Origin of the sequence: Allobosea sp. LjRoot237, assembly GCF_964253285.1 — a bacterium.
Lineage (GTDB): Bacteria > Pseudomonadota > Alphaproteobacteria > Rhizobiales > Beijerinckiaceae > Allobosea.
Map to the genome: position 1 here is coordinate 2,259,585 of NZ_CAXUQP020000001.1, position 13,880 is coordinate 2,273,464.

The window sequence follows — 13,880 nt, forward strand, 5'->3', positions numbered from 1 at the left end:
CGGGGATACCGTTGTGCTGCAATCCGGGAATGAGCCGGACGCAGAGGTCATGCCGTCCATGGGGTTGACCATGTCTTGACGTTTGTGAAGGACTTCATGGCTTCGACGACGCCTTCCTTGTAGCCGAGGCCGGAATCCTTGATGCCGCCGAAGGGGGACATCTCGATGCGGTAGCCGGGGACCTCCCAGAGGTTGACGGTGCCGACCTCGAGCTCGGCGACAAAGCGCTGGATGTAGTCGAAGCGGTTGGTGCAGATGCCGGAGGAGAGGCCGTAGGCGGTCGAATTCGAGATGCGGATGACCTCGGCGATGTCATCGGGCACGCGGATGATCGGGATGACCGGGCCGAAGGTCTCCTCATGCACGAGCTCGCAGGTGTAGGGGATGTGGTCGACCACGGTCGGATGGAAGAGGGCGCCCTCGGCGCGCTTGCCGTGGAGCACCTTTGCGCCCTTGCTGACGGCATCGTCGACCCTGGCCTGGAAGAGCGCGGCCGAGCGGGCGTTGATGACGCAGCCGACATCGGTGGCCGGGTCCATCGGATCGCCGCATGTGAGCGTCTTCGCCTTCTCGACCACGAGCCTGGAAAAGGCGTCGGCGACGCTCTCGACCACCAGGATGCGCTTGACCGCGGTGCAGCGCTGGCCGGAGTTCTTGGTGGCGCCGGTGACGGCAAGCTCGGCCGCCTTGTCGAGATCGGCGTCCTCCATGACGATCAGCGGGTCGTTGCCGCCGAGCTCGAGCACGATGCGCTTGTAGCCCGCCGTCGCGGCGATGTGCTTGCCGACCCGGACCGAGCCGGTGAAGGTCACCAGGTCGGCGTCGGGATCGGTGATCATCGCATCGCCCATGGTCGAGGGATTGCCGGTGACGACCGAGAGCATCTCCGGCGGCAGGCCGGCCTCGTAGAGCACGTCGGCCAGCGCCAGCGCGGTCAGCGGGGTGAGCTCGGTCGGCTTCAGCACGAGGCGGTTATTGGTCGCGATCGCCGGGGCCAGCTTGTGGCTGACCATGTTGAGCGGGTGGTTGAACGGGGTGATCGCCGAGATCACCCCGAGCAGCGGCTGGCGCGTGGTGAAGATCTTGCGGGCCTTGCCGTTCGGCGAGATGTCACAGGAGAACATCTCGCCATCGTCCTTGATGGTGAGCTGGGCCGCGAAGGACCAGACATCGTAGGCGCGGCTGGCCTCGTAGAGCGAATCCTTCCAGCACAGGCCGGCCTCGGCGGTGATCAGCCGGGCGAAGTCTTCCTTGCGTGCGAACAGGAGTTCGGCCGTCTTCTGCAGGATGCGCTGGCGCTCATAGCGGGTCAGCGTCGGCTTGAAGGCTTTCGCCTTGGCGAAGGCCTCGCGGACATGCTCGGGCCGGGCCGCCGGCACCAGGCCGACGACGCTGTCGTCATAGGGGTTCCTGACCTCGACCATGTCGTCGGTCGAGACGAGCTTGCCGGCGATGCGCATCGTCTCGCGCCGCACCGGCGGCTTCACGGTCGCGTTCATCTCAGTTCACCAGGTTGAGGGCGACGTCGAAGACGTCGAAATTGCGCAGGGTCCGGCCTTCCGGGACGGCGATCGGCCGGTTGGCGATCATCGGCACGCGCTGCTCGGTGAGGCCGCCATGCGAGCGCAGCGGCTCGGTCAGGCCGGAGAGGTCGTGCCGGTCGGGCGAGGTGCCGATCACCTTCTGCCGCGTCGAGATCACCACGACATCGCCGATCCGGTCGGCCGGCAGCTCGAAGCGCTCGCAGGCCTCGGCAGCCGTCACCGCGAGCGCAATGCCGTCGAGGCCGGAGATGCGGGCGGCGACCTCTTCCTGGCTGGCGCCGTCGGGCAGGTAGACCGTGGCGAAGGAGCCGAGCGCGCCATGGTGGACGACGTAAGGGTCGGTGATCGGCAGGATCACCCGCATCACGCTCTTGCCGTACCACTCGTCCATCAGGCTCTGCAGATAGACGACATCGGGCTCGCCGTTCGGCAGATGCTTGTCGTTCATGCCGTGGTCGGCGGTGATCACCAGCGTGCAGCCGAGAGCGTCGAGCTCGCCGACGTAACCGTCGAACATGGCGTAGAAGGCATCAGCCATCTCCGAGCCCGGCGCCGCCTTGTGCTGCACATAGTCGGTGGTCGAGAGGTACATCAGGTCGGGCTTGAAGGTCTCCAGCAGCTTGACCCCGGCGGCGAAGACGAACTGCGAGAGAGCGGCTGAATAGACCGAGGGCACCGGCAGGCCGACGAAGCCGAGCACGTTCTGGATGCCGTTCTCGGCCATGTTGGCCTTGTCGGCCTTCTCCGAGGAGAAGGCGATCGCGGTGCCGGTGCTGAAGTCGAGGCCCTTGCCGAGCAGGGTCCTGAGCTTGTCCTTGGCGGTGACCATCGCGACCTTGAGGCCGGCCTGCTGGAAGGCGGCGAGGATGGTCGGGGCGCGCAGGAAGCGGGCATCGTTCATCATCACCTCTTCCTTGGCCTCGCGGTCGTAGAAGAAGTTGCCGGCGATGCCGTGCCAGGCCGGCGGGCGGCCGGTGATGATCGACAGGTTGTTCGGGTTGGTGAAGCTCGGGATCACCGAATAGGCGTAGGTGCTGGCGCCCGTCCGCATGATCCGGTCGAGATGCGGCGTCAGCCCCCTGGCGCTCGCCGCCGCGATATAGGAAGGCTCCGAGCCGTCCATGCAGATCACAACTGTAGGGCGTTGCGGCCGGCCATAGCTGCGGCCGTTGACGACCACGTCAGACCCAACCTTCGAATACACGTTCATCACGAACTCCTTGGGTCGGCGCCGATCAGCGGATCAGAGCGCGGACGCGGGACGAAATCAGGTCGGCGATCAGGACCATGGCGAGGATCACGAGGATGCAGGTCGCGGTGTCCTGGTATTTGAAGAGCTTCATCGAGGAGACGAGCTCGAAGCCGATGCCGCCGGCGCCGACCATGCCGAGCACCGTCGATTGGCGGACATTGGTCTCGAGCCGGTAGAAGATCGTCCCGAGCCAGGTCGGCAGCACCTGCGGCAGCACGCCGAAGAAGAAGGTCTTGAACGGGCCGACGCCGGCCGAGCGGAAGGCCTCGAGCGGCCCCTCGTCGATGTCCTCCATCGCCTCGGCGAAGAACTTGCCGAGCATGCCGGCGCCGTGGATGGCGAGGGCGAGCACGCCGGCGAAGGGACCAAGCCCGATGGCGGCGACGAAGATCAGCGCCAGGATGATCTCGTTGATGCCGCGCATGCAGTTCAGCGCCTGGCGCGTGGCGTGAAAGATAACCGGGCTCGGGCTGAGATTGCGCGCTGCAAAGAAGCAGACCGGCAGGGCGATGACGACGCCGAGCAGCGTGCCCCAAACCGCGACCTGCAGGCTTTCCAGCGCCGGCTGCCAGAGTCGCTCGAGGAATTCCGGATTGGGCGGCATCATCCGGACGAGGAAGTCCACCATATAGGGGATGCCGTTCCAGAGATTGCTGGCGTTGATCTGTGAGCCGACCGCGGCCCACCACAGGAAGACCAGCACGGCGAGCGCGATGAAGCCGACGCCCCACCAGCCGAAGCGGCCCTGTGGCGGGCGGATGACGAGTTGCAGAGTTCCGAACGACATTGGTTTCTCTCCCCGTCAGGCGGTTGCGGTGGCGATCATCGGCGCCAGCACGGGCTGGCTGGCCGGGCGCGGCTTGAGTACGCGGCTGATGCCGGGGTCCTCGAGGCCGGGATAGATCTGGTGGACGATCTCGGAGGTCAGGTTGTCCGGCGTGTCGTCGAAGACCACCCGGCCGCCGCTTAAGCCCACGATGCGCTCGCCGAACTCCACCGCGTAGTCGACCTGGTGGAGGTTGCAGATCACGGCGATCCCTTCCTCCTTGCAGATCGCCTTGAGATAGCCGAGCACGATGCGCGAGGTCTTGGGATCGAGGCTCGCCACCGGCTCGTCGCAGAGGATGACCGCAGGCTGCTGCGCCAGCGCCCGGGCGATGCCGACGCGCTGCTGCTCGCCGCCGGAGAGCTGGTCGCCACGCGAGTTCGCCTTGTGGGCGAGTTCGACCCGCGCCAGGCAGTCCAGTGCGATCGTGACATCCTGCCTCGGGAAGAGCTGCAGCATGCTGAAGAAGGACGATAGGCCGGCCATGCGGCCGACGAGCACGTTCTTCAGCACCGAGAGGCGCTTCACCAGATTATGGTGCTGGAAGATCATCGCCACCGGCCGCTTGCCGCGCGCGCCCCGCTTCAGGTCGAACACCTTGCCGTCGATGACGGTGCGGCCCGCATCGGGAAGGGCGAGGCCGTTGATGCAGCGCAGCAGCGTCGACTTGCCGGCGCCGCTGGGGCCGAGCACGACGAGGAACTCGCCGGCTTTGACGCTGAGGTCGATGCCCTGCAGGACAGGGCGCCCTGCATAGGACTTCTTCAGCCCTTCGATCTTGATCATGTCGCTTCCTCCGCCGGTCGCGTTCGCGACTACTTCATCTTGGTGAGATCGAGCTTCAGCACCTTCGCCGTTTCGCGAATGATGTCGTAGGCTTGGTCGTTGGTCTCGACGAAGCGGTTGAGCTTGCCCTGGTCAGCCCAGGTGATGTCCCGGATGTTCAGGAAGGCGGACTTGATCTGCGCCTTCAGATCCTCGGGCAGGTTCTTGCGCCAGCAGGTCGGCGATTCCGGGATCGGGTCCGACTCCCAGACGACGTGGATGTCGGCGCGATCGACCAGCTTCTTCTGCACGGCGGCATCGAGGATGCGGTCGGCGATGGTCGCGGCGTCGACGCGCTTGTTGGCGACGGCGAGTGCGTTGGCGTCATGCGAGCCGGTGAAAAGCACGCGGCCGAAATCCTTCTCCGGATCGAAGCCAAGCTTCATCAGTCCGGCTTTCGGGAACAGGTGTCCCGAGGTCGAGGACGGATCGACGAAGGCGAAGGTACGACCCTTCAGGCCCTTCCAATCGCTGATGCCGCTATCCTTCCGCGCGATGATCTGGCTGCGATAATAGCTGCGGCTCGACTTGGCCGTCTCGGCGGTCGCGAAGGCCTCGATGGCCGCGACCGTGGTGCCGAGCACATAGGAGAACGGGCCGAGATAGGCGACGTCGACATGGTTCGAGCGCATCGCCTCGATCACGCCGTTATAGTCCGAGGCGACGAAGCCCTGGACCGGGATGCCGAGATTCTTCTGCAGCGCAGCGAGGAGCTGCGCGCTTGATTCCAGCATCGCCCGCGAATCCTCCGACGGGATCAGCCCGACGCGGATCAGCTTGGTCTGGGCGCGAACCAGGGCCGGCGCTGCCAGCATCGCTCCTGCGGCCAGCGAACTTGTCAGAATCGTCCGACGCGAAATGGTCATGTCATCCTCCCAAGATGATCCGGCGATCTTTTGATCTGCCGGTGAGCCGTTGCGGGCGTCGCCGCCCGTCTTGATCTCAGGCGGCCATGGCCGCCTGCCGTCCGATGAAGTTGCGCCCGCGTTCACCTTCGAGTGCCTTGCCGACGAGGCGGTTCCACTCCGTTGCGGAGACGCCATAGGCGTCAGGATCGGTCGCGACCCCGAGATCCCTGAGGAAGGCGCCGAGCCGCTCGGCGCCGGCTTCGAGATCGGGGCCGAAGACCCGGCGCAGTGCCGCATCGCATTGCGGCTGTGCGCCCATCGCCCAACGCATCACCATCGGCAGCGAGAAGGAGCAGGCGATGCCGTGGATCGTGCCGCTCTTCAGCGTGATGTCGTAGGAGATGTTGTGGGCGAGGGCCGTCTTGGTGTTGGAGAAGGCGAGGCCCGCCAGCAGGCTGGCGCGCATCTGCCGCGAGCGGAGCTCGACATCGCCCGGTCGCTCCAGCAGGCGTGGCAGCGTGTCGATGATCTCGCGCGCCGCCTCGACCGCATAGTTGGCCGAGACCGGATTACCGTTGACATTCCAGATGCTTTCGAGCGCATGGGAGAGGGCGTCGAGCCCGGTCGCGAGCGTCAGGCCGCGCGGCGCGCCGACCGTCAGGATGGGGTCGAGCACTGCCGTCTCAGGGTAGAGCCTGGGATGGGCGAGCGAATACTTGCTGCCATTGGCGGAGTCCCAGACCGTTGCCCAGGAGGTGACCTCGCTGCCGGTGCCGGCGGTGGTCGGCACGGCGATGATCGGGATGATCGTGGTCTCGTCGAGCGGCGTCTTCTCGACCAGATGCTGGCGCACGGTCTCGAAATCGCCGCCGCTGGCCGCCAGCACCTTCGCGGCATCGATCATCGAGCCGCCGCCGAGCGCGACGATGACCTCGGCAGGCTCGGCCGCGCCGAACTGACGGCAGGACTCGGCGAGATCGGCGCAATCCGGATTGGTCTCGATGTTGGTGATCGACACGACCGGCGCGCCGGCGACAGCCGTCAGCCGGACGGAGAGTTCGCGGAAGAGCGGCTGGTCATAGGTGACGAGGGCCCAACGGCGGTTGCCGATCAGCCCCGCGACCTCGTCGAGCAGGCCGGACCCGAAACGGATCTTCACGGGGTTCCAGTACGCCCAGTTCATGCGTTCCATCCTCGAAAATGCGCCTTGCCGGCTTCGTTACGAGGATGTTCACAGAGCCCGCTTCCTATAACAAATTGATTTTTTATTCGGAATGGATAGTAATTCTCTATGCGTTATACCCAGCTCAGGTCGTTCCACCACGTCGCAAGTGCGGGCGGTTTCAACGCTGCCGCGGACGCCTTCAACATCAGCCAGCCGACCTTGACGGCGCAGGTCGGGGCGCTGGAGGAGGAGTTCGGCGTCGAGCTCTTCGTCAAGCGGGGCCGGCGGCGCGAACTGAACGACACCGGGCGCCAGCTTCTCGCGATCACAACCCGCCTGTTCGCCGAGGAGGCCGAAGCGCTCGCCTTCCTGACGGAGTCGCGCGAGCTCAGGACAGGCCGGCTTTCGATCGGCGCCGTCGGGCCGGTGCACGTCACCGAGATGCTCGCAGCCTTCAACCTGGCCTATCCGGGCATCGAGCTCGCCGTGAAGATCGGCAACTCCACCGAGGTGCTCGACGACCTCGTTGCCTACCGATGCGACGTTGCGGTCCTCGCTTACATCGATGAGGACGACAGGCTCCTGACCATTCCCTATCGCCGCCATCCGGTGGCGATCTTCGTGCGACGCGATCATCGCTTTGCCGGGCGCCGCAGCATCCGGCTGCCGGAGCTCGAAGGCGAGCCGATGATCGCGCGCGAACAGGGGTCGACGACGCGGCGCGCTCTGGAGGGAGCGCTGGCCGAGACGGGCACCAGGCCCAGGCTGGTCATGGAGATCGGTAGCCGCGAGGCCGTCCGCGAGGCGGTGATCCGCGGGCTCGGGATCAGCTATGTCTCAGAGGCCGAGTTCGTTCCGGACGAGACCCTGAAGCTGATCCCGATCGACGGGGCCGAGGTCTACACCTACGCGCACGTCGTGGTGATGAAACAGCGCGAGAACGGCCGGATCATCAAGGCCTTTCTCGATGTGGTTCACCGTACGCGCGATGCTTTTGATGCCGACACGCGCAGATCATGATGTGGTGAATGTCTGCGATCGGCGCGTTTCAGGTAGGAATTGCCCTCGTTTCGTAAGAAATCCGCAGTTCCCTTCGGCAGATACGTCCTCAGTGAGGTTGCCCTGCCTTCGTCCGCTCGCGAGTCGTTTCCAGTATCCGGATTGGCGCTAGAGCGTTGCCGTCACCGCTTCGATTGCGCGTCGCGTTGCACCGACAACCTCATCGGCCTCCTGCCTGGTCAGGCATAGCGGCGGGGCAAAGCCGAGAATATCGCCCTGCGGCATGGCGCGGGCGATGACGCCCTGTTCCAGCAGGGCGGCGGCAATGCGCGGACCGACCTTTTCCGATACGTCGAAGAAGACGCGATCGTCCCTGTCGCGGACGAATTCGACCGCCGCCAGCAAGCCCTCGCCGCGGACCTCGCCGACATGGCGATGGCCGCCGACCGCATCCTTCAGCGCCGCGTTGAAATAAGCGCCGACCTCGCCGGCATTGCGGACGAGATCGAGCTCGTCGACGAGTTCGAGATTGGCGACGCCGGCGGCGGCGCAGAGCGGATGCGAAGAATAGGTCCAGCCATGGCCGATCGGGCCGAATTCGTCCGAACCCTGCTCCAGTACCCGCCAAAGCGTCTCCGAGACGATGACGCCAGATAGCGGCGCATAGGCCGAGGTCAGGCCCTTGGCGATGGTGATGAGGTCCGGCTCGATGCCGTAATGGTCCGAGCCGAACATGCTGCCGAGACGGCCGAAACCGGTAACGACTTCGTCCGCGATCAGCAGGATGTCGTGCTTCCTGAGCACCGCCTGGATCTTCGCCCAATAGCCGGCGGGCGGCGGCACGATGCCGCCGGTGCCGAGCACCGGCTCGCCGATGAAGGCGGCGATGGTCTCCGGCCCCTCGGCCTGGATCAGCTCTTCGAGCTTGTCGGCGCAATGCTGCGAGAACGCCTCCTCGCTCATGCTGCGATCGGCGCGGCGGAAATAATAGGGCGCCTCGGTGTGCAGCACCGGGGCTTTCGGCAGGTCGAAGAGATTGTGGAAGGCGGCGAGGCCGGTGAGGCTGCCAGTCATCACGCCCGAGCCGTGATAGCCGCGCCAGCGCGAGATGATCTTCTTCTTCTCCGGCCGCTTCAGGACATTGTTGTAGTACCAGACCAGCTTGAGATTGGTCTCGTTGGCATCCGAGCCCGAGAGGCCGAAGAAGACCCGGCTCATGCCCTTGGGCGCGCGGTCGATAACCATCTTGGCTAGTCTGATCGACGGCTCGGAGCCGTGGCCGACATAGGCGTGGTAATAGGGCAGCTTCGCTGCCTGCTCGGCGATTGCATCGGTGATCGATTTGCGGCCATAGCCGACATTGACGCAGTAGAGGCCGGCGAAGGCGTCGAGGCTTCTCTTGCCGTCGCGATCGACGATGTAGACGCCCTCGCCGCCGGTGATGATGCGGTTTTGCGTCTCGCCCCGGGCATGCTGGCCCATATGCGTCGAGGGATGGAAGAAATGGTCGCGGTCCCAGGCGTCCAGTTCGTTGTCGGTGCGGGCGGGCTGGTCGAGCATGACGATAATCCTTCGTGGAAGCGGGAAACGGCGCCTCAGTTCAGATCGAGGCAGACATATTTGAGGTCGGTGAAGGCCTCGAGGCCGTGGCGCGAGCCCTCGCGGCCGAGGCCGGACTGCTTCACGCCGCCGAAGGGGATCGGCGCACCGGTGATCTTGACGCGGTTGACCGCGACCATGCCGTAATCGAGCGTCCTGGCCATTCGTGCGGCGCGAGCACCATCGCGCGTCACGACATAGGCGACGAGGCCGTATTCGGTATCGTTGGCACGGGTGACGACCTCGTCCTCGCTGTCGAAGGGAGCGATGGCCGCGACCGGCGCGAAGGTCTCCTCGCACATGATCAGCGCCTCGTCCGGCACGTCGGCGAGAACGGTCGGCGCCAGGAAGAGCGGGCCGGGCATGGCGCGCTCCGGTGTCAGCCGCCTTGCGCCGCGCGCCAGCGCATCGACGATCTGGGCTTCGGCCTTGCGCTTTGCTGCGGCGTGCATCAGGGGCCCGATCTCGACGCCGTCCTCCAGGCCGGCCCCGACCCGCAGCGCCGCGGCCTTTTCGGCGAAGGCGGCGCAGAAGCGTTCGTAGAGACCGCGCTGCACATAAATCCGGTTGGCCGCGAGGCAATCCTGCCCGGATGTCGCGAACTTGGCATCGATCGCGATCGCGACGGCGCGGTCGAGATCGGCATCGTCGAAGACGACCAACGGCGCATGGCCGCCGAGCTCCATGACCACGCGCTTGACGGTCGCGGCCGCATTGCGAGCGACGATGCGGCCGATCTCGGTCGAGCCGGTGAAGCTGACGGCGCGCACGCGGATATCGGCGCAATAGGTCTCGGCGATCGGTGCGGCCTCGCCGGTGACGACGTTGAAGACGCCCGCCGGCAATCCGGCGCGGTCGGCGAGTTCGGCCAGGGCCAGCGCCGAGAGCGGCGTATGCGACGAGGGATGGGCGACGATGGTGCAGCCGGCGGCGAGCGCGGCCGCGGCCTTGCGCGTCAGCATGGCGGAAGGGAAATTCCAGGGCGTCAGCAAGGCTGCGACGCCGACCGGCTCACGGGAGAGCGACATCTGTGCGCCCGGCAGGTGGCTGGTCAGGCCCTCGACATTCAGGCGCAGCGCTTCCTCAGCGTAATAGGCGATGAAGTCGGCGGCATAGGCGATCTCGCCGCGCGATTCCGCCAGCGGCTTGCCCTGTTCCAGCGTCATCAGCAGCGCGAGGTCTTCAGCCGCTGCCAGCATCTGCGCATGCCAGCGCCGCAGCAGCGCAGCACGCTCCTGCGGCAGCAGTGCCTTCCAGGCCGGGAAGGCCGCATGAGCTGCATCGATAGCCCGCGTAGCTTCGTTCGCCCCGAGCGCCGCGACCTGCGCGACGAGGGCGCCGGTCGCGGGGTCGGTCACCGGGAAGGCCTCCCCGTCGGGCGCGGCGGTCCAGCGCCCGTCGATATAGGAAAGCTGCCGCAGCAGGCGCCGATCGGCGAGGCGCGACAGGCCGGGGTGCTCGGCAGGCTTGGCGATCGTGGCTTCCCGCCTTGCCGTGCTCGTCATTGCGTTCATGACCATCCTCCCTCGGCTGACGACGAGCCTAGGCGGAACGGTGGCGGGACTGTCTTCGAAGTGCCGGCTTCACGCCGAAGGAGTCTCGGAAGTTCGAGGCAGCGCCGACAGAGTGTCGGCGCCGGGTCATCCCAGCACCGAGGCCAGGAACTCGCGGGTGCGCGGCTGCTCGGGCGCGCTGAAGATGCGCTCGGGCTCGCCCTGCTCGCAGATACGGCCCTTGTCGAAGAAGCAGACCCGGTCGGAGACCTCGCGGGCGAAGCGCATCTCATGGGTGACGAGCAGCATGGTGAGGTCATGCTCGCTGGCGAGGCCGCGGATGACGGAGAGCACCTCGCCGACGAGTTGCGGGTCGAGTGCCGAGGTCGGCTCGTCGAAGAGCAGGACACGTGGCCGCATGGCGAGCGCCCGGGCGATGGCGACGCGCTGCTGCTGGCCGCCGGAAAGCTGCGCCGGATAATGGTCCTTCTTGTCGGCGAGCCCGACCATGGCGAGCAGGTCGACGGCCCGGCATTCGGCTTCGCCGCGTGGCAGGCCGAGCACGCGCAGCGGCGCCTCGACGACATTGCGCAGCACGGTCATGTGCGGAAACAGGTTGAAGCTCTGGAAGACCATGCCGACATGGCTGCGGATCTGGCGCAGATGCCCGTCCGACGCTTTGAACGGACCATGGCCGCCCTCCTCGTGATATGGCATGCCGGCGAGGGTCAGCCGGCCCTCCTGGAACGGCTCCAGCGTCATCAGGATGCGCAGCACCGTCGATTTGCCCGAGCCGGACGGGCCGATCAGCGTGACCTTCTCGCCGCGGGCGACGCTGAAGTTGAAATCGTCGAGCACCGTCAAGGCGCCGAAGCGCTTGGTCACTCCGGCGAACTCGATGATGGGCGCCTGGGGAGTCTCGGTCATCGCAGCGGGATCCCTGCTTTCGGCAGCGCCTTCTGCAGCCGGTGCAGGCCGGCCGAGCAGATCAGCGTGAGGAGGAGGAAGATCACGCCGACCAGCGTCAGCGGGACGAGATATTCGAAGGTGCGCTCGCCGATCATGTTGGCGAGCCCCATCATCTCGAGCACGGTGACGACGGAGAGCACCGGCGTCTCCTTGATCATGGCGACGAGATAGTTGCCCATCGCCGGCAGGATGCGCGGCACGATCTGCGGCACGACGATGTCGCGGTAGGTCTGCAGCCGGGAGAGGTTCAGCGCGGTCGCGGCCTCCCATTGCCCGCGCGGCACGGCCTCGATGCCGCCGCGATAGACCTCGGAGGTATAGGCCGAATATTGCAGCCCGAGCGCGAGCGCCCCGGTGAGGAAAGCCGGCAGCGTCACCCCGTAATCCGGCAGCACGTAGTAGAGGAAGAAGAGCTGCACCAAGAGCGGCGTGTCGCGCAGGAACTCGACGATGACGGCCGTCGTCCAGGATACGGCCGCGAGCCGGCTGCGGCGCAACAGCGCGAAGACGAGGCCGAGCACCAACGCGATCGCAAAGCCGGCCGCGGCGGCCTGCAGTGTCACGGTGAGCCCGATGAGGATGATCGGCAGGATCGAGGACGCGTAGCTCAGCGGCGTCGTCGTATCCCATTCGAAGCCGTACATCATGCCGTCAGCCTCACGAATGCGCCGCGCGCGGGAAGGCCGCGCCGCGCCGGGCCCATCGCTCGATCAGCCGCATGATCAGCATCAGCACCAGCGACATCGCGAAGTAGCCGACGAGCGTCAGGCTGTAGACGCCGGCGCTATCGAGGGTGAGGTTGCGGATCGACTGCGCGCGGAAGGTCAGGTCGGCGATCGAGATCAGCGAGACCAGCGACGAGAGCTTCAGGGTCTCGATGGCGAGATTGCCGAAGGCGGGCATCATCTCGACCAGCGCCTGCGGCAGGGTGATATGGAGAAGCGTCTGGGCGCGGCCGAAATTCAGCGCCCGCGCCGCCTCGTGCTGCTGCGCGGAGACCGATTGCAGCGCGCCGCGCACGATCTCGGAGCCATAGGCGCCGACATGCAGGGAGAGGACGAGAATGCCGGTGGCGACGGGCTCGAAACTGATGCCGACGAGCGGCAGGGCGTAGTAGAACCAGAACAGCTGGACGAGCAGCGATGTGCCGCGGAAGAGCTCGGTATAGCAGAGCGCAACCATCGACAGCAGGCGCCCACCCTCGACCCGGGCAATGCCGGCCACGAAGGCGGCGACGGCGCCGATCGCGATCGCCGAGAGCGTGATCGCCGCGGTGACGAGTGCGCCGCGCGACAGCGCAGGCAGATAGGACAGCCACTCCATCCAGCAGACTCCCGCAAGAGCGTCGAACATGGGCGCAGAGTTCCGCCCGCCGCCTGGGCGGGCGGAACGATCTCGATCAGCGCCTTACTTGCCGGCGCAAAGGTCCTCGACCTTGCGCTCCGCCGCCGCCTTGATGCTGGCCTCGGACAGCCCGTAATTGCCGAGGATCTTCTTGTACTCGTCGCTCTTGCGGAACTCGACGAGGGCAACATTGAAGGCGTCGCGCAGCTCCTTGTCCTCGGGCCGGAAGGCGAAGCCGCCAAAATTGCGGACCGGCTTGCCGTTGACCACCGGGTCGGTGAAGGGCGCGACCTGCTCGACATTGGCCTGGCCCTTGGCGAGCGAGGCGACGGTGAGCTCGGTCGCGGCATAGGCGTCGGCGCGGCTCTGCACGGTGGCGAGCGCGTCGGCATTGGCGGTGATGAAGATCACCTGGCTGTCCTTGACGCCGACGGCGCGCAGGAAGTCGATATTGTTCGCGCCGGACACGACCGCGACCTTCAACGCCGGATCCTTGGCGATGTCGGCATAAGTCGTCAGCTTCTTCGGATTGCCCTTCTTCACCAGCAAGCCCTCGCCATAGGAGGAGTTCGGCTCGGAGAAGGAGACCTGCTTGCAGCGCTCTGGCGAGATGTTCTGCTCGGCGGCGACGAAATCGAAGCGCTTGGCCTTGAGACCGGGGATCAGCGTGCCGAACGGCGTGACGGACCAGTTGGCCTCGGCGACGCCGAGCTTCTTCAGCACGGCATTGGCGACGTCGGGCCCGATGCCGGCCGAGGTCCCGTCATCCTTCATGTAGGAATAGGGCACCTCATTGGCGGTCGCGACGCGGATATAACCCTGGTCCTTGACGTCTTTGAGCGTGGTGGCGCCGGCGGCGGCGAGACCGATGGCGAGAGCTGTGGCGGAGAGTCCCGCAATCTTCAGAAACGGCATGTGCAATTCTCCTCTGGTTGATGTTTCTCCGCATGCCGATTGCTTCGGCTTACCTGGCGTCTTTGCGCCGGCGGTTTGGCTTGGGCCGGTCTCCCGGCCGA

13 protein-coding genes are annotated in these 13,880 nt (G+C 66.1%); 1 reads left to right on the top strand and 12 read right to left on the bottom strand.

The window, feature by feature from the left end:
• Positions 1–47 precede the first annotated feature (47 nt).
• From phnY to psrA, 6 genes are all read right to left on the bottom strand, one after another.
• Complete coding sequence (phnY, locus tag ACSQ24_RS11070) at positions 48–1,499, bottom strand: phosphonoacetaldehyde dehydrogenase (RefSeq protein ID WP_436094717.1); 1,452 nt, start codon at positions 1,497–1,499, stop codon at positions 48–50.
• Between the two features lies 1 nt (position 1,500).
• Complete coding sequence (gene phnA / locus ACSQ24_RS11075; protein WP_436094718.1) at positions 1,501–2,754, bottom strand: phosphonoacetate hydrolase; 1,254 nt, start codon at positions 2,752–2,754, stop codon at positions 1,501–1,503.
• Positions 2,755–2,779: 25 nt separating this feature from the next.
• Positions 2,780–3,583: a phosphonate ABC transporter, permease protein PhnE gene (gene phnE / locus ACSQ24_RS11080; RefSeq protein WP_436094719.1), complete on the bottom strand. Its 804-nt coding sequence runs from the start codon at positions 3,581–3,583 to the stop codon at positions 2,780–2,782.
• A gap of 15 nt (positions 3,584–3,598) precedes the next feature.
• Positions 3,599–4,408, bottom strand: a complete 810-nt coding sequence (gene phnC, locus ACSQ24_RS11085; RefSeq protein ID WP_436094720.1) for a phosphonate ABC transporter ATP-binding protein — start codon at positions 4,406–4,408, stop codon at positions 3,599–3,601.
• 29 nt (positions 4,409–4,437) lie between these two features.
• Positions 4,438–5,313 (bottom strand): phosphonate ABC transporter substrate-binding protein, encoded by an 876-nt coding sequence (gene phnD, locus ACSQ24_RS11090; RefSeq protein WP_436094721.1) that lies wholly within the window; start codon positions 5,311–5,313, stop codon positions 4,438–4,440.
• A 76-nt stretch (positions 5,314–5,389) separates the two neighbouring features.
• The gene (gene psrA, locus ACSQ24_RS11095; RefSeq protein WP_436094722.1) at positions 5,390–6,478 is read right to left on the bottom strand and encodes an iron-containing alcohol dehydrogenase PsrA; all 1,089 of its coding nucleotides are present in this window, start codon (positions 6,476–6,478) and stop codon (positions 5,390–5,392) included.
• A 108-nt stretch (positions 6,479–6,586) separates the two neighbouring features.
• Here psrA and ACSQ24_RS11100 point away from each other — a divergent pair, with 108 nt between their 5' ends.
• On the top strand, positions 6,587–7,480 hold the full coding sequence (locus ACSQ24_RS11100) for a LysR substrate-binding domain-containing protein (RefSeq protein WP_436094723.1): 894 nt from the start codon (positions 6,587–6,589) through the stop codon (positions 7,478–7,480).
• Positions 7,481–7,627: 147 nt separating this feature from the next.
• Here the strand turns inward: ACSQ24_RS11100 and ACSQ24_RS11105 are convergent, their stop codons facing one another.
• From ACSQ24_RS11105 to ehuB, 6 genes are all read right to left on the bottom strand, one after another.
• Positions 7,628–9,019, bottom strand: coding sequence for an aspartate aminotransferase family protein (locus ACSQ24_RS11105; RefSeq protein WP_436094724.1), 1,392 nt, complete (start codon positions 9,017–9,019; stop codon positions 7,628–7,630).
• A gap of 35 nt (positions 9,020–9,054) precedes the next feature.
• Entirely contained in the window at positions 9,055–10,563 is a 1,509-nt protein-coding gene (locus tag ACSQ24_RS11110; RefSeq protein WP_436097872.1) for an NAD-dependent succinate-semialdehyde dehydrogenase, read from the bottom strand.
• Positions 10,564–10,698: 135 nt separating this feature from the next.
• Positions 10,699–11,478, bottom strand: coding sequence for an ectoine/hydroxyectoine ABC transporter ATP-binding protein EhuA (gene ehuA / locus ACSQ24_RS11115; protein ID WP_436094725.1), 780 nt, complete (start codon positions 11,476–11,478; stop codon positions 10,699–10,701).
• Complete coding sequence (ehuD, locus tag ACSQ24_RS11120; protein WP_436094726.1) at positions 11,475–12,167, bottom strand: ectoine/hydroxyectoine ABC transporter permease subunit EhuD; 693 nt, start codon at positions 12,165–12,167, stop codon at positions 11,475–11,477. The genes ehuA and ehuD overlap by 4 nt, the downstream gene beginning before the upstream one ends.
• 10 nt (positions 12,168–12,177) lie before the next feature.
• Entirely contained in the window at positions 12,178–12,843 is a 666-nt protein-coding gene (gene ehuC, locus ACSQ24_RS11125; protein WP_436097873.1) for an ectoine/hydroxyectoine ABC transporter permease subunit EhuC, read from the bottom strand.
• A gap of 84 nt (positions 12,844–12,927) precedes the next feature.
• Positions 12,928–13,779, bottom strand: coding sequence for an ectoine/hydroxyectoine ABC transporter substrate-binding protein EhuB (gene ehuB / locus ACSQ24_RS11130; protein WP_436094727.1), 852 nt, complete (start codon positions 13,777–13,779; stop codon positions 12,928–12,930).
• Between the last annotated feature and the right edge of the window lie 101 nt (positions 13,780–13,880).

Coding starts and splice junctions, on each gene's coding strand:
- phnY (WP_436094717.1), bottom strand. CDS start 1,499: ATGAACGCGACCGTGAAGCCGCCGGTGCGGCGCGAGACGATGCGCATC.
- phnA (WP_436094718.1), bottom strand. CDS start 2,754: ATGAACGTGTATTCGAAGGTTGGGTCTGACGTGGTCGTCAACGGCCGC.
- phnE (WP_436094719.1), bottom strand. CDS start 3,583: ATGTCGTTCGGAACTCTGCAACTCGTCATCCGCCCGCCACAGGGCCGC.
- phnC (WP_436094720.1), bottom strand. CDS start 4,408: ATGATCAAGATCGAAGGGCTGAAGAAGTCCTATGCAGGGCGCCCTGTC.
- phnD (WP_436094721.1), bottom strand. CDS start 5,313: ATGACCATTTCGCGTCGGACGATTCTGACAAGTTCGCTGGCCGCAGGA.
- psrA (WP_436094722.1), bottom strand. CDS start 6,478: ATGAACTGGGCGTACTGGAACCCCGTGAAGATCCGTTTCGGGTCCGGC.
- ACSQ24_RS11100 (WP_436094723.1), top strand. CDS start 6,587: ATGCGTTATACCCAGCTCAGGTCGTTCCACCACGTCGCAAGTGCGGGC.
- ACSQ24_RS11105 (WP_436094724.1), bottom strand. CDS start 9,019: ATGCTCGACCAGCCCGCCCGCACCGACAACGAACTGGACGCCTGGGAC.
- ACSQ24_RS11110 (WP_436097872.1), bottom strand. CDS start 10,563: ATGACGAGCACGGCAAGGCGGGAAGCCACGATCGCCAAGCCTGCCGAG.
- ehuA (WP_436094725.1), bottom strand. CDS start 11,478: ATGACCGAGACTCCCCAGGCGCCCATCATCGAGTTCGCCGGAGTGACC.
- ehuD (WP_436094726.1), bottom strand. CDS start 12,167: ATGATGTACGGCTTCGAATGGGATACGACGACGCCGCTGAGCTACGCG.
- ehuC (WP_436097873.1), bottom strand. CDS start 12,843: ATGGAGTGGCTGTCCTATCTGCCTGCGCTGTCGCGCGGCGCACTCGTC.
- ehuB (WP_436094727.1), bottom strand. CDS start 13,779: ATGCCGTTTCTGAAGATTGCGGGACTCTCCGCCACAGCTCTCGCCATC.